The sequence below is a fragment of the Paenibacillus sp. FSL M7-0134 genome (genome assembly GCF_038007865.1).
Classification (GTDB): domain Bacteria; phylum Bacillota; class Bacilli; order Paenibacillales; family Paenibacillaceae; genus Paenibacillus; species Paenibacillus polymyxa_B.
This window is the reverse complement of sequence record NZ_JBBOXV010000001.1, coordinates 103452-125635: the sequence shown is the minus strand read 5'-3', so window position 1 is coordinate 125635 and position 22184 is coordinate 103452. Positions and strand designations below refer to the sequence as shown.

Here is a 22184-nt window from a genome sequence, read left to right as displayed (position 1 = left end):
GTTAAGCTTGTGAACTATTAAGGCTATTCATATTTAATGGGATGATCGCTCGTTCTTTCTTGGCTTCTATTGATTATTGACAGTTACCTCATATTTTGATGCGTTCCAGTTTACCTTTGCACCCAAGGTTTGAGAAATGAATCTGATCGGTACCAAAATACTCCCGTTTATATATTTTGGAGGAGCAGCGAGACTTACTTTTTTTCCATTAACCAATGCGAATTTTTGGTTTACAACTAGTTCTATAGTCAGTTTACCTTTTGTGATGGTGACCTGATCCCTTTGGCTACTATTCCAAATGACTTTAGCTCCTGATTTTTCAAATATTCCTCTGAAAGGAACATAGACTGAGCCGTTCAGTAATTTGGGAGTGGTAGTCAGATCCATGATAGAGCCATCTACGGTCAATTGAATAGGCTTCACTACAATAGTCGGTTGCTTTACATTTTTCAATGTCGAGTCAATTCCAAGTTGACCGTTAACGTTGCTCCCCCAACTCCATAATTTATTGTTTTCCGTTCTTACGATTGTAAAGTCGTTTCCAGAGTTTACTTCCGATATATTAGCAAGCCCCTTTACTTTCTCTGGATTGGAATTACCAGCAGAAATCCAGACATCGCCAGTAGTTGTTACAAATGAAACAGTGTGGTCGAATTGAGCAGAGATATCTTTTAACTTCTGTGGAATTTTAAACTGTTTAGTTTTGCTCTCTAGCGGATTATATGTCCACCCGTTGCCATTCATATCAATTGCACTTATAGCAAAATCTCCACTTTTAATCATTTTAATTTTTTTAAGTTGTTTAAGCAGCTGTGGTTCTTTAATATTCGCATCTTCATTGTCGCCGCCCCAATAGAGCAATGTTCCATCCTTGGAAAGTGCAAAGGAACCCTGATTCGTAGCTGCTATACCCACAATATTCATGGGTAGATCTTTTATTAAAGTTGGTTCATTGATGAAAGATGACTTAAAGTTGGCTAATTGTCCCCGAGAATTATCACCCCAGCCCCAAACCTGCCCGCTTTGATCTAATGCTAAAAAGTGATCTCCTCCGGCGGCAATTTTTACAACATTTTTTAGGCTTGAGAAGGTTTTAGGGGCAACACTACGACCTTGATTTTTTTTACTTTGCCAACTAACAACGGTACCATCTGTTTTTATGGCTAGAGAACCAAAGCGACCCGTGGTGACCTGTTTAAAAGTATCAGATGACATAGAAACCACAGGAGAGGGTACGGAACGATTTATGCCGTCTTCTGAGCCTAATTCCCCATCTTCATTACGCCCCCATGCAAGTAGCTTTCCTTGATTGTCAATAGCGTAAGTATGTTCACCACTGCTTGAAAATTGAACTATATCTGGAGATGGTTTTACATATTCGTTTGAATATGCTTCTTTTGAAACTAAGCAAGAGGAGAAAATTAATAAAATAACTGATAAAGCTATGAAACATTGCTTTAAATTTTGATTTTTCAAGATATGCTCTCTCCTTTTTTGAAATAACTTCTAATATCATATAACCATAAACAAGAAAGAAATTGCAAATAAATCCAGCTAATATGTATTTGTTTCCATAAAAAATGTAGACAAATGAATAATGAAATACTATTATATGTTTTGGGTGAAAATTTTTACAATATTAGGGAAGGGGAATAGCAAAAATTTTTCTCAAAAATTAGGATGAGGTGAGAGTGAATGAAAAAGGTAAAGTTCTCAATAATTATCTTTCTGTTATTCTCTTCAATTGGTGTTACTGCTTCGGCTAATAACGAAGATATTACGGAAAAAGTTAGCGATTCAGTAACGCAATCAACTTATGGATTAGAACATTCTAAAAATGTTACAGTAAAAAATGATGCTGAGGTTAGCCAGGAAAAGATAAACAACTTTATTATTCAAGCCAAAAAAGTTGTTAGAGAAGAAAAAGCAAATAGTCAATCATTGAATGCATCTATTGAATCTTCTACATATGAAACTGTTGACTACTGTTATTTGGACGATACTAACCTCTTTTTTTATGAGGATTCTTCAATTAAAGATCCAGAGTTGATTATTTTACCAGTTGAAAATGGTAGAGAGGAAACACACTTTATTAAACCACAAGCAATACAAGGAGGATTTGGAGGAAGGGTATTGGTCAATAGTACGACAGGTAACTACATTGAGACTAGGGCCATTACTACATCAAGTAACTCTACTTTGCTGGCTACAAATGGAACCCCGTATATGTATACAGGGTTTACAGCAAGGGGATTGGAAGTTGATGCAGGATTGGCTTATAGTAAAGGAGATGCTCCGGGAGTTTGGCAGCCTTATCTTAAAATAGGTGGGGACGATCCACTGTCAACTTCATATCTACTTGATGGTTATAATCAGGTACAATATAAAAATGGGTATATTACTGGACAGCCAGTTCAGATGGACTTATGGAGGAACTATACTAGTGGTGTTGAACATAACGCTGTAAGATTAAAACTTGCGGGAACTGCTATATGTGCGGATCTTGGATGTTCAAGACATGGTGATACTAAGCTGACCACTATCTTTTCTAAATCAAATATTGGAGTGAACAGTGTAGTTAATTATAAGTTGTTAGCAACTATTGCTGGTTCCGGAGCAAGCGGGCAGATGAATTCTACTCTAAGTGAAATATCAATTGACGGGATAGCCAAAACACCAGTTAAAGATGAAGTAGCCAATACTCAAGTCACAATTAGTGGAAATAGTACATCTTTTAAGCTTTCAAAATAGTATATTAATATAGTTTATAAAACCGTTCTAAGGAGCGGTTTTATTTTTTTATTAAAAGCCATGTTGTTTGCTTACACTCCACTACCGCTTCATTTTGACAATTCATTTCATGAATAGATATAATTTATGGGATAAAACTTGTAGGAATATTGGGAACTCCCCTAACTTTTGCAGAATAACATGAAAGTATATTTATTTTAATGAATCGAGGCTGACGAATGAGTAATCAATCGATGGACATGCTTCTCACGAAGGATATCGTGCGTGAAGGGGAGTCTATTTTGCGTACGAAGGTGGATCCGGTATGCTTGCCACTGTCTGAAGAGGATCTTCAACAGATGCAATGGATGCTGGATTATCTGAAAAATAGCCAAAATGAAGAGCTGGCTACCCGCTATGAACTGCGCCCGGGTGTGGGATTATCTGCGAACCAGGTAGGTTTGAACAAAAGAATGTGCGCTATTTATTATGAAGATGGGGACAAAACGGTAGAGTATGCGTTGTTTAATCCGAAGCTGGTCAGCCACTCCACGTCCATGATTTATTTGGAACAAGGTGAGGGGTGCTTGTCTGTAGATCGGTACGTAGCCGGATATGTACCTCGTTATGAAAAAATTCGTATTAAGGCCAATTTGCCAGACGGAACACAGGAGCTATTGACTTTCAAAGGTTATGCAGCGATTGTAGTACAGCATGAAATGGACCATTTGGACGGTATTATGTTCTATGACCGTATCAATCCGGAAGATCCGCACAAGCTGCCGCAGGGAGTGCATATCGAACCTTTTGTACGTAAATAGCTCATGATCCGTAAAGTGTGGTGACTCCGTTCGCCACATTTTTTTAATTTTGCAAAAAAATATGGATATAGAGGTTACGAAGCTTTAAACTGGAAACATGTAGCTCGTGATAGAGGATGTGAAAATACACAAAAATGTAAGCGCTTATCTTATGGGAGGGATGACATGAATCGTGGAGTACGGCTTCTGATGAATAATATGCGTATGCGGAATAAGCTGCTGTTCTCCTATGTACTGATTGTCATGATCCCGGTGCTGGTGGTAGGCGGCTGCGTTACTTTTTATTTGCGAGAGCAGGCATTGAATAGTGCAATTGCCCAGACAGTAAACAATGTGGAAAAGATCAAGAGCCAGACGGCAAATTTACTGCGTGTGCCAACGGATATTTCAAATGGGCTCATGTTCGATAAGAGGTTGAGGGAGATGGCGAACAGACGGTATCCGGGTATGGTGGAGCTGATGAATGCGTATCATCAATACAAGGATTTTAATGAGTATACTCAGCAATATAGAGAGATTGCTACCATCCGGTTCTATTCGTACAATCCGACGCTTGTCAATAATCTGGAGTTTATTCCAGTGGACTCTAAAATTGAGCGGCAGCAGTGGTTCCAAACGGCTTTGAAGGGGACGGCGATTAACTGGTTTTACATTCAGGATAAGGAAGATAACCCGGTTAATCGCCTGAGCCTGGTACGGCAAATTCCATTTCCCGAATACAATACCAAGGGAGTTCTGATGATATCGCTGAGTCAGACCGAGTTGAATCATATGCTGAGCAAGGAGCCCTTTGAAACATTGATTGCAGATCGTAATGGTATTGTGGTCGCAGCTACTCGTCCGCAGTCGGTGGGTCAGACGTTGGGAGATTTACATTTGGGCTTTGATGTTCAGCGTGCGGGTAAGGGAATATATGAAGCGAAAATCAACGGAAAGTCCTCCAACATCATCGTGGATGAGCTGCTGCCCGCCTCCAGTGTGAGCGGATTTACGATTATTTCAGTGTTTTCGACGGAGCATATTGTACAGGGAGCCAACCGAATTAGCTTGATTGGTGCTCTATGTGTTCTTGCGGTGCTGGTTATGGCACTGATTCTGATCACCATCATTTCCTGGCTGATTACCAAACGCCTACAGCGGTTGAGCTATGAACTGGGTAAGGTAGCCGCGGGCGATTTTCATGTGGTATCGAGTGTGGAGGGAAGGGACGAGATCGGGGATTTATCCCGCCGTTTCAACTATATGGTGAACAGTATTCGCCAACTCATGGCGCAGGTCTATGAGACGAGTGAGCATAACAACAGACTGGAATTGGCACAAAAGGATATCAAGCTAAAAATGATGGCTAGCCAAATTAATCCGCATTTTCTGTTTAATGCGTTAGAATCCATTCGAATGAAAGCACATCTGAATGGGGAAGCGGAAATTGCAACGACGGTGCGTTTGCTTGGCAGGCTGATGCGCCGGAATCTGGAGATTGGCAGTGGTAAAACGACGGTACTACAGGAGCTGGATATGGTGCGGTCCTATTTGCAAATTCAGCAGTTCAGATTTGGAAATCGTTTGATCTATGAAGTGAATTTGGAAGAAAGCGCGACGGGCCTGTCGATTCCTCCCTTAATCATACAACCGCTGGTGGAAAATGCAGTCATTCATGGCCTGGAAAATAAGGAAGAGCCAGTTACCGTGAAGGTAGATATTGCAATAGAACGAAGAGAGCTGAAAATCAAAGTGGAAGATGATGGAATCGGCATGGAAGCTGGGCAACTGACCCGTCTGCTAGCTCGGATCAGGGGGACGGATGAGCCAGAAGGGAGCAGTATTGGCCTGCGTAATGTACATCAACGTCTAACATTGATGTACGGCGAACGTTATGGACTGCATATTGAAAGCGCATTACAAGAAGGAACAACCGTATACTTTTCCATACCAAGGGAGGAAGAGTCGAATGTACAAAGCAATGATTGTAGATGATGAGCCTGCGATTCGTGAAGGATTGTCCTCCATTATTGACTGGGGGAATTGTGGCTTCCGTATTGTCGACACGGCAGGGAACGGGCGCGAGGCACTGGATAAGTTCGGAGAGCATCGGCCGGAGCTGGTCATTGTAGATATTCGTATGCCCGGGATGAGTGGGCTGGAGGTCATACGAAGCATACGTGAAAAGAACGGAGAGCCGTTTCATTTTCTCATATTAAGCGGATATGCAGACTTTGATTATGCACGGCAAGCCATGGGCTTCGGGGTGGATGGCTATCTACTGAAGCCAGTTGATGAGGAAGAAATGACGACAGAGTTGAAACGGGTATGGCAAAACATTGAGGACGAGAAAGAAGACGGCAAATGGGGAAGTCCGCCTTCCCATGAGCGTAATTGGATCGAAGCACTATTGTTTCCGGATCATCGAGAGCATGCTCGTAATGCTGTGGAAAGCAGTGATTCTCTTCACAGAGCATCCAAGCAAGCTGAACATCAAAGCGGTAACGGAAAACATGGACAACAGCCCGTGTTACCAGCGTTGGACTGGAGTAGCTATCAGGTTATTCTGCTGGATTTACGTATACCTGACTGGGATCGGCAAGCCCGGCAGTCGGCAGCAAAGCAGCGGCTAACAGAATTGTGCCATGAGCAGGGCAGAGGTATCGTGTTTGAGGCTGGAATATATATGGGTCTTTTGCTTCCCGCCACGTTAAAAACGGAGAAAGATGCTGTTCAGTTACTGGCTGCTTGGCGACAGGAGCTAAAGCCGTGGGCTACGGAAATTTATGTGGCTGCCGGTGATTCTGTAGCCATTCTTAACGACATTCCCAGATCTTTTGAGCAGGCACTACGATTATTGGAGCGTACGTTTTTGTTCCGGGCAGAAAGAGTCATGCTTTCCGGAGACCTACACGAATTGGAGACAGTCGAGACTGAAAGGAGTGGAGCGTCTGATAGTGCCACAGATGATCCCATACGTTATGCAGAAAAGCTGTACTATGCGCTAGATATGGCTAATAGTGAAGCTGCAACCCGTGTCATTAAGGATATGGAAGGCCAATTTCCACGGATTTATCGCACAGAATCTGCAATCAAGGCGGCGTTCGCCCAAACATTCACACTGGCGTTGAACAAGTATGCAGCTGGACAGGATCACAGCCGAACCGTGCTGGAGGAGCACTCCAGCTTTATAACCGATGTATATGCTTATTCCACATTGGGCGAGCTGGTGGATCACTCGCTGGAGCATGTGTTGCAATGGATTGGCCAGACTGAATCTGGTGGCAAGGGCATCATCATGAAACAAATGATTGACTTTATACATAGTCATTATGATGAAAATTTGCGACTGGAGTTACTGGCAGATATGTTCAATTACAATAGTGGCTATTTGGGCAAACTGTTCAAAAGTCATACTGGCGAGGCCTTTAATGCCTACCTGGATAAGGTGAGGATTGAGCGAGCAAGAGAATTGCTTGCTCAAGGAATTAAGGTGCACCAGGTGGCGGAACGCGTAGGATATGCGAATGCAGATTATTTTCATAGTAAATTTAAAAAGTATGTTGGAATGTCACCTTCCTCCTACCGTAATCGGGTTCAAAAGAACGGAGGAACAGATGGCTGTTGATAGAATCCCTAGGTTTAACGCTATGAAGTCTCTCTTACAGATGTCGGAGGTACGACCTCCGAACGAAGAGAGGCTCTTTTTTTATGGCGGATAAATGGATAGATCAATCGAAAATGTCACATTTATTATGTAGTTTAGGCCGTTTTCATCAAATCGCCATCGTTATGACACAGATTTGACACGATGTTCACATTTTCGATTCTATTTCATTTAAATTTATTCTATATAATGGGGATAATCTGAAGCCGGATCATGACAACCATGGTGAAGGTAGTTGAGTGAGTCATTTTCTAAAAAGTGACCGCTGCATATGTAAGAATGTGAATACTATCACAAATGTAGAAGACTTCAGATTACAGACACTATAAATCAATGTTAAGAGAAGTGCAGGGGGAGGAGCAACATCATGGACGTATTGGATTTGGCACGGTTGCAGTTTGCAACTACAACGATTCTTCACTTTGTTTATGTGCCGATCTCCATTGGATTGTCGTTATTGGTGGCAATTATGGAGACTATGTATGTTATCAAAAAAAATGACTTGTACAAAAAAATGGCTCAATTCTGGGGAACGTTTCTGCTGATTAACTTTGCATTGGGCGTAGTCACCGGGATTTTGCAAGAATTCCAGTTCGGGATGAATTGGTCGGACTTTTCCCGTTTTGTCGGTGATGTATTCGGTACGCCGCTGGCGATTGAAGCGCTGCTTGCATTTTTCCTGGAATCGACCTTTATCGGATTATGGGTATTCGGTTGGGAAAGATTGTCCAAAACGGTCCATTTAATTTGTATGTGGTTGGTATCTATCGGTACGATGCTATCGGCATTGTGGATTCTAGCTGCTAATTCATTCATGCAGCGTCCAGTAGGATATGAGATTCAAAATGGACGTGCAGAAATGAAAGATTTTGCTGCTCTGTTAACGAATGAACAACTGTTATGGGAATTTCCGCATACGTTGTTTGCTGCTTTTGCAACGGGGGCATTTCTTATCGCGGGTATCAGTGCATGGAAGCTGATGCACAAAAAGAATATGGACTTTTTTAAACCTTCTTTTAAATTGAGCATTATTGTTGCCTTAATCAGTGCCATTGCTATTCCTTTGTTTGGTCATGGTCAGGCTCAATATTTAGTGAAAACACAACCGATGAAGATGGCTGCCAGTGAGGGCTTATGGGAGAACAGCGGTGACCCCGCTCCTTGGACAGTTATCGCGGGTATTGATCCTGAAAAGAAGGAAAATACCTTTGAAATTAAAGTTCCTTTTGCTCTGAGTTTTCTATCTTATAGTAAATTTTCCGGCTCTGTGCCTGGTATGAATGAGCTTCAAGCAGAATATGAAAAAACCTATGGTCCGGGTGATTATATCCCGCCAGTACGTACCACGTTCTGGAGTTTCCGTATTATGATTGCGGCGGGATGTGGCATGATTGCACTCGCTTTATACGGTGCTTACCTGACGTTCCGTAAAAAGCTGGAAGGTTCACATCGCTGGTTCTTCCGTCTTATGATATGGGGGATATCCCTTCCATTCATTGGGAATACTGCTGGTTGGATCATGACCGAAATAGGTCGCCAACCGTGGACTGTATTTGGTTTGCTTCAAACAAAAGATTCTGTTTCGCCTACGGTTGTGGCAGGAGAAGTGCTGTTCTCGTTCATCTCATTTACCACATTGTATTTAATTTTAACAGGTGTGCTGGCATTTCTGTTTTACCGTACGGCTCGCAAAGGTCCAGATATCGAGCCACATCAGCAAACGGTAATTCATGATCCATTTGCCCAAGGGGGTGACAATAATGACGCTAAATGATTTATGGTTCTTATTGATCGCAGTGTTGTTTACCGGTTTCTTTTTTCTGGAGGGCTTTGATTTTGGCGTGGGGATGGCCACGGGATTGGTACCGCGCAATGACCAACAAAAACGTTTGATGATCAATACGATTGGTCCATTTTGGGATGCCAACGAAGTGTGGCTGATTACAGCAGCAGGTGCGATGTTTGCCGCTTTCCCGCATTTTTATGCAACTATGTTCAGCGGATATTATCTGGTATTTGTCTTTATTTTGCTAGGTTTGATCTTGCGTGGAGTTTCTTTTGAGTTCCGCGGCAAGGCTGAAGGGAAATGGTGGACAGGAACGTGGGATGCCTGCATTCTGATTGGTAGCTTTCTACCGCCGATGCTGTTCGGTATGGCTTTTGCGGCTTTGGTGAAAGGTGTACCTATTCAGCAAAACATGGATTTGAAAGCTGGATTTTCCGATGTGTTCAATGGATACACCGTATGGATTGGACTGACAGTGGTCGGAATGTGCCTAATGCATGGGCTGACGTTCATTTCCCTGCGGACGATTGGAGAAGTACGGGATCGTGCTCGCGTGATTGCGTCCAAATTTCTTCCGGTATTGGGCATTTTACTCGCTGGCATGGTGGTATGGACTTATTTTGCAACGGATTTATTTGCACGTCGCGGTCCCTTTATGTATGCTGCGGTAGCAGTGGGAATTGTCGCCTATGTGCTGACGTGGTACTTCCTGAAGCAGAGCCGCGAAGGATGGGCCTTCGGGATGACAGGTGCATTGATTTTGCTGACCTTCGTTTCGTTATTCGTTGGTTTGTTCCCAAGATTTATGGTGAGCTCGATTAACAGTGCTTTTGATTTGACGATTTATAATGCAAGCTCCAGTCATTACACACTGAAAGCCATGACGATTGTTGCAGCAACGCTTTTACCCTTTGTGCTGGCTTATCAGGCGTGGAGCTATTTTGTTTTCCATAAGCGTCTCAGTGAGAAGGATCATTTGGAATACTAATGGATAAGGCATGGTTAGAATTAAAGGGCATTCGGCCAGTAATGCTGCTACTGGCTGCCCTTTCCCTGCTCCAGGGGGCTGCTGTGATTGCACAAGCAGTCTTCTTGGCAAAGGCTGTTACGATTTTGTTTGATAAAAATCCGCTGGTGATGGCTTGGCCGTCGCTGGCGTTGTTTTTCGCAGCTTTTGCAATGAGGCATACGATGATCTGGCTGCAACGTCGGACAGCCGGCCGTTTTGCCGAAGCTTCAGGCGCTTCCTTACGGGAGCGTCTGCTTGCACGTTTGTTCGAACGGGGGCCGGGTTTTGCAGCGCAGGAAGGCAGTGGCAAGTTGGTGACGCTAGCACTGGACGGCATGGATCGTTTTCGCACGTATTTGGAACTGTCCATTCCTCGAATGATTGACATGATGGCTGTAACTATACTTGTGCTTGTGTATGTTTTCACATTGGATGTCATTTCAGGTGTAATTTTGACGACTACGATGCCGATTCTGGTGGGCTTCTTTATTTTGCTCGGCTTGGCAGCGCGGAAGCAGGCAGACAAGCAATGGCGTTCCTATCGTTTGTTATCTCACCATTTCACGGATTCGCTACGTGGACTTCAGACACTAAGGTTTTTGGGTCGTAGCCAAGAGCATGGGGAAACGGTTGGGAAGGTCAGCGACCAATACCGCACAGCAACGATGCGCACGCTGCGGGTAGCGTTTCTTTCCTCATTTGCCCTCGATTTTTTTAGTATGCTATCGGTCGCTTTTGTCGCGGTAGGCTTGGGGCTGCGCCTGATTAGTGGCTCGGTAGGTTTGGAGGCAGCGCTTGCGGTGCTTATTCTGGCACCAGAATATTTTATGCCCATACGCCAGTTGGGATCAGACTATCATGCTTCACTGGATGGTAAGGAGGCTTGGGGAGCAATACGCTCCATTCTCAGTACAGAAGATAATGCGACCGAGCCGAATAAACAGGCAGCTAGCGATAAAAGATTGGACATCACGGGACAGGATAGTCTCGAGCTATCTGATGTGTGCCTCCTTAATGAAGACGGTTCGGCTCGGCTCGAACATGTGTCTGCAAATGTTGAACCGCTCATGAACATGATCGGCATCGTTGGCGCTAGCGGTGCAGGTAAAACGACGCTGCTCAGTCTGCTTGGCGGCTTTGCTGATCCCACTTCGGGTGAGCTGCTCCTGAATGGATGCGGATTGGCTGGGGTTGCCAAAGCTGAATGGCAACGGCATATTGCCTATATTCCACAGCATCCATACCTGTTTAGCGCTTCTCTGGCAGATAATATCCGCTTTTATGAACCGGAGGCATCCAACCAGCAGGTAGAGTGGGCGATTGACGCGGTTGGACTGCGTGAACTGGTAGACGGTCTTCCGGGTGGATTGAATGAGCCTATTGGTGAAGCAGGTCGGACACTGAGCGGAGGGCAGGCGCAACGGATTGCGTTGGCGCGGGCATTGCTCAGTAATCGTCCGGTCGTTTTATTGGATGAGCCTACGGCCCATCTGGATATTGAGACAGAATGGGAGCTAAAACAGACGATTTTATCGGTTTTGAAACATAAGAGAATGTTTCTTGCCACCCATCGGCTTCATTGGATGTCAGATATGGACTGTGTCTGGATGATGGATCAAGGGCGTCTGGAAGAAGTAGGCTCTCATCAGCAATTGATTGCCCGTAAGGGGGCATATTACCGATTGCTGACGGGGATGTGGGAAGGAGGGAACGGACGATATGAGAGTAACGGACAATAGCAGTCAAGGCTGGTTTGTGACGTATCTGAGAAAATATTTTTGGGCCTTTCTGATAGCTGCTCTTTTGGGCGCGCTGGCCATTGGATGTGCGGGCGCGTTGCTCTTTACGTCCGGTCATCTGATTACCCGTTCGGCCTTAAAACCGGAAAATATATTAATGGTGTACGTTCCAATTGTGCTTGTGCGAACATTTGGCTTTAGTAAAGCGGTTATTCAGTACCTGGAGCGCTTGGTAGGGCATGATGCCGCACTGCGTCTGGTGTCCCGTATGCGGGTACGCTTATATCGGGCAGTAGAACCGCAGGCGCTGATGATTCGCAGCAAATTCCGTACAGGGGATCTATTAGGATTGCTGGCAGAGGATATTGAGCAGCTTCAAAACATCTATCTGAAGCTAGTTCTGCCTGCGCTATCGGCTTTGCTGATTTATGCAGCAGGCATCTCGGCGCTCGGACGGATGGACGGAACCTTTGCCTTGCTCATGGCGCTATATGGCGGATTTTTGCTTTTTATTGCCCCAGCTATCTCACTATGGACCTCACTCGCCAAACGGCGAATGTTCAAGCAGGAACGGAGTAAAGCCTATCAGGAGCTGACGGATGCTCTGTTCGGCATGAGTGACCTGGTGCTGAGCGGACGGACTGGGCATTTCCTGAGTACCTTTACACAACGGCACAATAGGGCTGCCGTGATGGAGAATTCACTTCGCCGGAGCGAGTGGCGTTCTCATTGGATCGCACAATGCGTTGTAGGCGGCGGGATTGTGATTATGACTGTGTGGGCCGGGGGACTGGTAGCACAGAATCGTATAGAAGCCACATGGCTGGCATCCTTTGCCCTTGTGGCTTTTCCATTGCTGGATGCCTTCGTTCGCGCTGGAGAAGCGGTGGTTCATGCACCGGAGTATCAGGATTCACTTCGACGGTTAAAGGATTCGGAGAAAGACACACCTACACCGGGAGCAGGCGGAACAGCAGACATTCTAGAGGAACAGGCTACCGCTATGCGATTGGGCCTCGGAGGAGACCTGCTGCTGAACAACGTAAGCTACCGCTATGCGGCAACGCAGGAATGGAGCGTGCGTAATATCTCCCTACACGTACCGCAGGGGGGCAAGGTTGCATTGCTTGGCCGCAGTGGTGCGGGCAAGTCCACGCTGCTGAACCTGATTCAGGGAGCATTGCAGCCTGATGAAGGTAGCGTCACTGTCGCAGGGATTCCCGTATATACAGGTGGAGCATACTCCAGTTTATTTGCGGTGCTAAACCAGCAGCCGTATTTATTCGATACAACAGTAGCGAACAATATTCGGCTGGGACGACCTGATGCTACGCTGGATGAGGTTCGTGCAGTAACAGAGCAGGTAGGGCTTGGAACTCTAATTGATTCTTTGCCGGAGGGCTACGATACCCGAATGCAGGAGACGGGGCTTCGTTTTTCTGGTGGAGAAAAACAGCGAATTGCACTGGCGCGGATTTTGCTGCAAAATCACCCGATTGTTTTGCTGGATGAGCCAACAGTGGGACTTGACCCACTGACAGAGCATGAACTCATGCAGACGATGTTTCGTGTGCTGAAAGGTAAAACGCTCATCTGGATCACGCATCATCTCACAGGAATGGAGCATATGGACGAGGTGATCTTTATGGAAAAAGGGGTCATTTCCATGCGAGGAAGCCATGAACAGCTGTGGCAGGAGCAGTCCCGATACCGCAGCCTGTATGAGCTGGATCATCCGAGCCTGTGAAATGAGGTATATAAAATTTTGATTAACTTTTATATACTGGTTAGAGTTGATGCGTCACATGTAGACACTCAACTGTAGACACTCAACTGTAGACACTCAACTGGAGGGGCTGATATGAATGAAAGCACTTATCTCTAAGCATTGGCATTTGATGCTGATTGGTTTTGTAGCCCTGAGCATGGGCGGGTTTGTCTTGTTTTATTTTCAGGGGAGCGTGTCGTCGTTTCCGGCCAGTCAACCTAAACAAGCTCAGGAAGAGCCAGACAAGACCAAATATGAGATTGTTACAGTGGGTGTAAAAGGGGAGGGTTTCTATCCTAAAAATATTGAAGTGAAATCCGGCGTTCCAACCAAAATCAATTTCAAGAAAATGACATCCTTTACTTGCATTGATGAAGTGCAGTCGTTGAAGATCGGAATGGACGTTTACCTGGATCACGAAAATAATTATTTTACCGTCAAGGATTTGAAGCCAGGGGTATATGAGTATAATTGTGGCATGTACATGTACTTCGGGACGATAACGGTAAAATAAATCAAAATAGCTTTCTAGCACTTTGATGCTAGAAAGCTATTTTTTTCCTTTAATCAATTAGGTTAATTGCGACAGTCTGTATATATACCATCATCCACCTGTGGTGCAATATGCATTATCCTTTATCCTTTACCTCTGATCAGCTTACATTGCTGATCTTTTGTTTTTTACAAGACTTCTCTCAGAAAATTTACATGAGAACGGAGCAGGCGGAATGGTGCTGGACAAGCGAAGCGGTCGCCTTTGTCCCCGGATTTCTACCTTTGGTTGCTTATTCAAGAAATCCGGGGACAACAGCGAGGGAAGCACCATCCGCATGCGTAGTGGCACGAATGTAATTTTTTTCATCCCATATATCTAATTTTGAACTGATTTTTCTCCTAATTCGTCGGGTACCCGCTTCCAAGCCAGCAAAGTATGATAATAGTATCTAGAGATGAGGAGGAGCTTGTTATGGAATCTTCAACTGAAACCGCTTCCAACAATGGTGCTGTGATTCCTGAATCCAACCGGGGAAGACCGCGCAAGGCTCGCGGACCGAAGCCTGAACGTGGTAGAAAAGGCTTGTGGGACAGTGTGAAGCAGCAAAAGTATCTTTATTTTATGTCCATTCCTTTCGTCATATGGGTGTTTGTTTTCAGCTATCTTCCGCTTTGGGGCTGGACGATGGCGTTTCAAAATTATAAGCCAGCCAAATCCTTTACGGACCAGAAATGGGTAGGGCTGAATAACTTTATTGAGTTATTTCAGGACGAACGATTTTATCTAGTATTACGTAATACACTGGCGATGAGCCTGATGGGGATTATATTTGGTTTTGTCGTACCAATCTTTTTTGCAATTCTGTTAAACGAGTTGCGGGGAATGCTGTTCAAACGGTTTGTGCAGACGATATCCTACCTCCCGCATTTTGTATCCTGGGTAGTTGTGGCTGGATTGGTCACGAAAATGCTGTCCATTGACGGAGGCATTGTCAACGATATATTGGTAGCGCTTCATATTGTGGATGAGCCGATTCAGTTCATGGCAAAGGGGAGCTGGTTCTGGTACATTGTAACCGCTTCCGACATATGGAAAGAGACAGGTTGGAATACGATTATTTATTTAGCTGCAATCACCGGAATTGATCAAGAACAGTATGAAGCATCGCGCGTGGATGGAGCGAGCCGCTGGAGACAGATGTGGCATATTACACTGCCGGGTATCCGCTCGACGATTGCCGTTCTGTTCATTATGGCGATTGGGCATCTGGTGAGCAATGGTTTTGAAAAGCAGTTCTTGCTTGGCAATAGTCTCGTGACGGATTATTCCGAGGTGTTGGATCTGTACGCGCTCAATTACGGGATTAATTTGGGTCGCTTCTCTTATGGGACGGCAATTGGTATTTTCAACTCACTGGTTAGCATTTTGCTGTTGTTTACGGCGAACGGTATATTCAAAAAACTGACCAAAGAAAGCATCATGTAGGGAGGGAGAAGCGAAATGACGAATAAGGCATTTAATGCTACCCGGTCTGAGAAGCTGTTTGACCTGTTCAATTATATCCTCATGGCTCTGATCGTGGTGTTGACGCTGTACCCGTTTCTGAACGTACTTGCGATTTCCCTGAACAATTCAACGGACACGGTTCGCGGTGGAATTTATATATGGCCCCGCCAATTTACGCTCGAAAATTACAAAACGATTTTCCAGTACGATGGCCTTCTTCAGGGACTGCAAATATCTATTCTTCGTACTTTGGTCGGAACAGTACTCGGATTGATTTGCGCGTCTATGCTTGCTTTTACATTGAGTCGGGTCGAGTTTCGCGCTCGTAAGTTTATTTCTACGTTTTTGGCGTTGACGATGTATTTTTCTGGCGGGATGGTGCCCGTGTTTATTTTGATGCGTGATCTGCATCTGCTGGGTTCGTTTTGGGTGTACATTTTTCCAGGCTTAATTAGCGCTTTTAACGTGTTTGTTATTCGTTCCTTTATGGACGGTTTGCCATATGCGTTGCAGGAGTCTGCCAAACTCGATGGGGCGAATGATTTTACGATTTACTGGAGAATTATTTTGCCGCTATGCAAACCAGTATTGGCAACAATTGCTCTTTTTCTGGCAGTAGGCCAGTGGAATGCTTGGTTTGATACGTATTTGTATAATGGTGGGGCGCCGCAATGGACGACGCTGCAGTATGAGCTGATGAAGATACTGCAAAGTACGCAGCAAGGTGGCTCCAGTATGACGAATAGTAACGATATGGCTAAGCAAATGGCTCAAATTTCACCAGAGTCGATAAAAATGGCAATTACAATTACGGTTACACTTCCCATTCTGATGGTATATCCGTTCCTGCAAAAGTATTTTGTAGGTGGTATGACACTGGGGGCAGTGAAATCATAAAAACCGGGATTCCGGTAGTGAAATAGCAGTTATTTGCAGGAGAAGTCATCATAGGAATATAGGAGGATTTATACATGAAAAAACACTGGTCCAGATTTGCACTGATTCCCTTGCTCGCGGTGTCCCTTACCGCACTCGCAGGTTGTGGGGGAAGCGATAAAGCAGCGAAGGAAGGCACATCCAGCGGCACAGACCCGATTACGTTTAGCTTCTTCGGAGCAGATACAAGCCCACAATGGAACGGAATGAAGGATGAAATAGGCAAGGAAATCACCAAAAAAACAGGTGTAACCTTGAATGCGGAATTTGATGTCAGCGGTGGAGGTGGAGATGACCGAATTGCTTTGATGGCAGCAAGTGGAGAATACCCGGACTTGGTTTCTCCTAAAGCGAATATTAACAAGCTTGTGGATGCGGGGGCTATGATTGATCTGACAGATCTGATCAACGATCATGCACCCAATCTCAAAAAGCTATATGGACCCTATATGGATCGTTTGAAATACAGTAATAAAGATCAATCCATCTATGTCCTTCCTACGTATGCAGGTGTGGGACAGGAGAGTTTTGACGCGACGGGGGGATTTGAAATTCAGCATAAGGTGCTCAAGGAGCTAGGATATCCAAAGGTAAGAACGCTACAGGATTATGAAAACGTACTCAAAACCTATGCAGCCAAACATCCGACGATCAATGGCAAAAAAACGATCCCACTTACGTTGGATGCAGACGACTGGAGAATTATGATTACCGTAACGAATCCTGCCTTCCAGACGACTGGAGCGCCGGATGATGGTGAATATTTTATTGATCCCAAAACATTTGAAGCGAAGCTTCATTACAAACGTCCGGAAGAAAAGGAATATTTCCGTTGGTTGAACCACATGTACAATGAAGGACTGCTCGATAAAGATTCATTTGTGCAAAAAAGTGATCAATACAAATCCAAAATTGCCAGCGGCCGTGTCCTCGGTCTGATCGACCAGGAGTGGGGTTATCAGGATGCCGAAAATGCGTTAAAAGCGTCAGGTAAATCCGAATCCAGCTACGCGCATTTTCCAGTTACACTTTCGGAGGAATACAAGGATCGTTCCTTTCAGGATACGGGCTTCACGTCCGGTTATGGAGTAGGTATTACAGAGAATTGCAAGGACCCGGTGCGGGCTATTAAATTCCTTGATTATTTAGCTTCCGATGAAGGACAGGTGCTAGTGAACTGGGGGATCGAAGGCAAGCATTATGAAATTAAAGACGGCAAACGTGTCATTCCTGCTGATGTACTGGAGCAAAAAACGAACAATACAACCAACTTCAATAAATCTACGGGTATAGATTTGTACACGCTCATCAGCGGACACTATGGTGACGGCGTGAAGGACCCTACAGGTAACTACTATACTGCCAAATTCCCGGAACAAATTATCGCGGCTTATTCGAAGCCGGAGAAAGAATCACTTAAAGCGTATGGCGTAAAAACGTGGAAAGATCTGTTCCCGGACAAGAAAGAATTTGATGTAAAGCCTTGGGGCGCAGCCTATAATCTGACAACAGACAATGAATCCAGCTATAACGTTACATTCAAAAAAACGACAGACATTATCCGCAAACGTATACCGGAAGCTATTTTAGCACCGGCTTCCAATTTTGATACGGTATACGACAACATGATTAAAGAACTGGATGCCGCCGGAGCTGTCCAAATGGAACAGCAATACACGCAACTGGTGAAGGACAGAGTGGAGTTATGGAGTGGCAAGGCTTCTAAATAGCTGACTGCCTTTAACGAAATTTTGAATGCCGGAATGACAGAGCGCTTGTCCTTGTGGTCCATACGGGATTAGCGCTCTGTTTGATCTTGATAGGGGAGGGTTTGATGTGACGAAAAGCGAAAGACCACAGTCCCTGCGTTTATGGTATCGCCAGCCTGCTGAGGTATGGGAAGAAGCATTGCCAGTCGGTAACGGAAGGCTGGGAGCTATGGTATTTGGCGGAATAAGAGAGGAGCATTTGCAATTAAACGAGGATACGCTCTGGTCCGGATTTCCCAGAGACGGCGTTCAGTATGATGCATTGCGATATTTGCAGCCTGTCAGAAAGCTGATTGCAGATGGAAAATACAAGGAAGCGGAACAACTGATTAATGCGAATATGCTAGGTCGCGATACGGAAGCCTATCAGCCTTTGGGAGATTTGTGGATTACGCAGGAGGGCCTAGGGGAAATTGCACATTATGAACGGGAACTGGATTTGCTGACCGGAACGGCAGCGGTCACTTTTCAGAGTGCTGGAGTCTGCTATACCCGTGAAGTTATCGCCAGTGCGCCAGATGGAGTCATGATGGTGTCACTGACTGCGAATAAGCTTGGGAAGATCCATGCATCCGTGCGCATCACTTCCCTCCATCCTTGTGAAGACGAGGTTGGAGAGGATATACATTTTGGTGATTCATCCAAATGGGATAGCGATAAGGAGGACGCTCTATCCGAGGAGCCGTCCGGGGACTTTATTACGTTGACTGGACGAGCGCCCAGTCATGTGGAATCTAATTATCACAGCGATCATCCACAGTCTGTTGTTTATGAAAATGATTTGGGGATGGCTTTTGCAGTTCAGGCGAGGGTTATTCCCGAGGGAGGAACCTTGACGAAGGGTGCTGATGGAGCACTGATCATCTCAGGCGCGGATAAAATCACGGTGTATTTGGCAGCAGCTACCGGATTTCAGGGATTTCACACTATGCCGAATAGTGATGCAACGGAGTCAGCAGAAGCATGTCAAGTCATTTTAGATGAAGCAATTTCGCTGGGAAGGGAGCAGGTGCGGCAACGCCATGAACAGGATCACCGAAAGCTGTTTGACCGCGTTGTATTAGAACTGAGAGGTGATACTTTAACCGACGACTCCGTTCTACCGACCGATCTGCGATTAGAACGTTATCAGAAAGGTCAGGACGACCCGGGGCTGGAGGTGCTGTTATTTCAGTATGGCCGCTATTTGCTCATGGGCAGCTCGCGTCCGGGGAGTCAGCCTGCCAATCTTCAGGGCATCTGGAATGACCGGGTGCAGCCGCCATGGAACAGTAATTATACAACCAATATCAATGCTCAGATGAACTATTGGCCCGCTGAGGTATGCAATCTTGCCGAGTGCCATGAACCATTGCTGCACATGATTGGAGAAGTTGCCCGCACGGGACGGAGGGTAGCCTCCATCCATTATGGTGCTCAAGGGTGGGCAGCTCATCACAATGTAGATGTGTGGAGATACGCTGGACCTTCAGGGGGCCATGCCAGTTGGGCGTTTTGGCCGCTTGGGGGTGTATGGCTGACCGCCCATCTATGGGAGCGCTATCTGTTTACCCTGGATACAGCCTATTTGGCAGAACAAGCTTATCCACTCATGAAGGGGGCGGCAGCCTTTTGCATGGACTGGCTCGTGGAAGGCCCGGAGGGTTGGCTTGTGACATCCCCATCCACATCACCTGAAAATAAATTCAAAACGCCGGACGGCGAGGAATGCAGTATATCTATTGGCTCCACCATGGATATGACGCTGATTCGGGAGCTGTTGGGTAACTGCATTCAAGCTGCGGACCTGCTGGAATTAGACGATGAGTTTCGCAACCGCTGCGAGGAGACAAGGGACAGGTTAATGCCCTATCAAATTGACCGTCACGGTCAGTTACAGGAATGGTTTGTCGATTTTGAGGAAGCGGAGCCTGGGCATCGGCATGTCTCGCATCTATATGGGTTGTACCCCGGTCGACAAATTCACATCCGTGATACCCCGGAGCTGGCTGAGGCGGCCCGCATATCGCTGCGTCGACGGCTTGATCACGGTGGTGGGCACACCGGATGGAGCTGTGCCTGGTTGATTAACCTGTACGCTCGGCTGGAAGATGGCGATGCCGCACATCGGTATGTTCGCACGTTGCTGTCGCGATCGACCTATCCTAATTTATTCGACGCTCACCCGCCTTTTCAGATCGACGGTAATTTTGGTGCGACGGCGGGGATCGCAGAAATGCTGCTACAAAGCCGTCCGGGAGAACTGACGTTACTGCCTGCCCTACCAACGGCCTGGTCGAAGGGACGGGTCAGTGGATTGAAGGGACATGGCGGGATGACGGTTGGCATGGAATGGTCCTGTTCCCGGCTTGTCCGTGCTGAACTGGCCACATCCATCTCAGCAGGAAGCTGCACGATTCGCAGTGCACATCCGTTTAGCGCAGATGCTCGTCAGGCTCTGCCTGATCCTGAGTACGGAGGATTCATTTTGTCATGGATTTTTACCAAAGAGCAGGAAATAACGAACGGACATACGATTATAATTAAAGGAGAGGAAGAGACATTATGACCATTTTTCAATTTCCGCAGGACTTTATGTGGGGGACCGCGACGGCAGCCTATCAAATCGAGGGAGCTTATGAGGAGGATGGGAGAGGTTTGTCGATCTGGGATACCTTTGCCCATACGCCTGGCAAAGTATTCAACGGTGATAACGGCAATGTAGCTTGTGACAGCTATCATCGCTACGAGGAAGATATCCGCCTAATGAAGGAGCTGGGCATTCGTACATACCGTTTTTCAGTGTCCTGGCCGCGTATATTTCCCAATGGTGACGGTGAAGTCAATCAAGAAGGATTGGACTATTATCATCGCGTAGTCGATTTGTTGAACGAAAATGGGATTGAACCGTTTTGTACACTGTACCATTGGGATCTGCCTCAAGCGCTTCAGGATGCTGGAGGCTGGGAGAATCGTCGCACGATTCAAGCATTTGTCCAGTTTGCAGAAACGATGTTCCGCGAGTTTCACGGTAAAATACACCAATGGCTAACATTCAATGAACCGTGGTGCATCGCCTTTTTATCCAATATGCTGGGTGTTCATGCCCCGGGTCTGACCAATCTTCAGGCAGCCATTGATGTAGGACATCATTTGCTAGTTGCGCATGGTCTTTCTGTGCGCCGCTTCCGTGAGCTGGGCACCAGTGGCCAGATCGGTATCGCTCCCAATGTCTCCTGGGCTGTTCCTTACAGCACATCTGAGGAAGATAAAGCCGCTTGTGCGCGCACCATTTCCCTGCACAGTGACTGGTTTCTTCAACCTATTTATCAAGGCTCGTATCCTCAGTTTTTGGTAGACTGGTTTGCGGAGCAGGGAGCCACCGTGCCTATTCAGGATGGGGATATGGATATTATCGGCGAGCCTATTGATATGATCGGTATCAATTACTATGCTATGTCAGTTAATCGTTTTAATCCTGAAGCCGGGTTCCTTCAATCTGAAGAAATCAATATGGGGCTACCTGTAACGGATATCGGTTGGCCAGTGGAGTCGCGTGGGCTGTACGAGGTACTGCATTATTTGCAAAAATACGGTAACCTCGATATTTATATCACAGAGAATGGGGCTTGCATCAACGATGATGTCGTGAATGGCAAGGTTCAGGATGACCGTCGGATTTCGTATATGCAGCAGCATTTGGTGCAGGTACACCGGGCTATTCATGACGGCCTTCATGTCAAAGGATATATGGCATGGTCACTTATGGACAATTTTGAGTGGGCAGAGGGATATAATATGAGATTTGGCATGATTCATGTCGATTTCCGCACACAGGTCCGCACCCCGAAGGAAAGTTACTATTGGTATCGAAATGTAGTAAGTAATAACTGGTTGGAGACCAGACGTTAAACGAAGAGATGTTTTGAAAATAAAGCAGATTTACGCCTGTCTCTGCTCCCTTTTGTTTGAATAGGAGGCCCTCTGGGGTAATAATAA

The 22184-nt window shown here is 45.7% G+C and carries 15 protein-coding genes; 14 read left to right on the top strand and 1 reads right to left on the bottom strand.

Going from position 1 to position 22184, the window contains the following annotated elements:
* Positions 1-66: 66 nt before the first annotated feature.
* Positions 67-1476: an RCC1 domain-containing protein gene (locus tag NSQ58_RS00555; protein ID WP_341056716.1), complete on the bottom strand. Its 1410-nt coding sequence runs from the start codon at positions 1474-1476 to the stop codon at positions 67-69.
* A gap of 219 nt (positions 1477-1695) precedes the next feature.
* Here NSQ58_RS00555 and NSQ58_RS00550 point away from each other — a divergent pair, with 219 nt between their 5' ends.
* The 14 genes from NSQ58_RS00550 to NSQ58_RS00485 all read left to right on the top strand — a co-directional run bounded on the left by NSQ58_RS00550 (position 1696) and on the right by NSQ58_RS00485 (position 22097).
* Complete coding sequence (locus tag NSQ58_RS00550) at positions 1696-2751, top strand: YrpD family protein (protein ID WP_339200935.1); 1056 nt, start codon at positions 1696-1698, stop codon at positions 2749-2751.
* Positions 2752-2969: 218 nt separating this feature from the next.
* Positions 2970-3551: a peptide deformylase gene (gene def / locus NSQ58_RS00545; protein WP_028541815.1), complete on the top strand. Its 582-nt coding sequence runs from the start codon at positions 2970-2972 to the stop codon at positions 3549-3551.
* A gap of 165 nt (positions 3552-3716) precedes the next feature.
* Positions 3717-5525 (top strand): cache domain-containing sensor histidine kinase, encoded by a 1809-nt coding sequence (locus tag NSQ58_RS00540; RefSeq protein WP_341056715.1) that lies wholly within the window; start codon positions 3717-3719, stop codon positions 5523-5525.
* Complete coding sequence (locus tag NSQ58_RS00535) at positions 5500-7158, top strand: response regulator transcription factor (RefSeq protein ID WP_076295648.1); 1659 nt, start codon at positions 5500-5502, stop codon at positions 7156-7158. Before NSQ58_RS00540 ends, NSQ58_RS00535 begins: the two co-directional genes overlap by 26 nt.
* A gap of 406 nt (positions 7159-7564) precedes the next feature.
* Entirely contained in the window at positions 7565-8971 is a 1407-nt protein-coding gene (locus NSQ58_RS00530) for a cytochrome ubiquinol oxidase subunit I (RefSeq protein WP_068938261.1), read from the top strand.
* A complete protein-coding gene (gene cydB, locus NSQ58_RS00525; RefSeq protein ID WP_023990338.1) occupies positions 8958-9971 on the top strand; it encodes a cytochrome d ubiquinol oxidase subunit II in 1014 nt (337 codons plus the stop codon). Before NSQ58_RS00530 ends, cydB begins: the two co-directional genes overlap by 14 nt.
* Positions 9971-11731: a thiol reductant ABC exporter subunit CydD gene (cydD, locus tag NSQ58_RS00520; protein WP_340959846.1), complete on the top strand. Its 1761-nt coding sequence runs from the start codon at positions 9971-9973 to the stop codon at positions 11729-11731. The genes cydB and cydD overlap by 1 nt, the downstream gene beginning before the upstream one ends.
* Complete coding sequence (gene cydC / locus NSQ58_RS00515) at positions 11712-13478, top strand: thiol reductant ABC exporter subunit CydC (protein WP_341056713.1); 1767 nt, start codon at positions 11712-11714, stop codon at positions 13476-13478. Before cydD ends, cydC begins: the two co-directional genes overlap by 20 nt.
* Before the next feature lie 118 nt (positions 13479-13596).
* The gene (locus NSQ58_RS00510; RefSeq protein WP_341056712.1) at positions 13597-14013 is read left to right on the top strand and encodes a cupredoxin domain-containing protein; all 417 of its coding nucleotides are present in this window, start codon (positions 13597-13599) and stop codon (positions 14011-14013) included.
* Between the two features lie 453 nt (positions 14014-14466).
* The gene (locus NSQ58_RS00505) at positions 14467-15480 is read left to right on the top strand and encodes an ABC transporter permease (RefSeq protein WP_023990334.1); all 1014 of its coding nucleotides are present in this window, start codon (positions 14467-14469) and stop codon (positions 15478-15480) included.
* Positions 15481-15495: 15 nt separating this feature from the next.
* Positions 15496-16398, top strand: a complete 903-nt coding sequence (locus NSQ58_RS00500; protein WP_023990333.1) for a carbohydrate ABC transporter permease — start codon at positions 15496-15498, stop codon at positions 16396-16398.
* Between the two features lie 74 nt (positions 16399-16472).
* Complete coding sequence (locus tag NSQ58_RS00495; protein ID WP_023990332.1) at positions 16473-18167, top strand: ABC transporter substrate-binding protein; 1695 nt, start codon at positions 16473-16475, stop codon at positions 18165-18167.
* Between the two features lie 106 nt (positions 18168-18273).
* Entirely contained in the window at positions 18274-20754 is a 2481-nt protein-coding gene (locus NSQ58_RS00490; RefSeq protein ID WP_341056711.1) for a glycoside hydrolase family 95 protein, read from the top strand.
* Positions 20751-22097 carry a GH1 family beta-glucosidase gene (locus NSQ58_RS00485; RefSeq protein WP_341056709.1) on the top strand — a complete coding sequence of 449 codons (1347 nt, stop codon included), beginning with the start codon at positions 20751-20753 and terminating at the stop codon, positions 22095-22097. The genes NSQ58_RS00490 and NSQ58_RS00485 overlap by 4 nt, the downstream gene beginning before the upstream one ends.
* Positions 22098-22184: the final 87 nt, after the last annotated feature.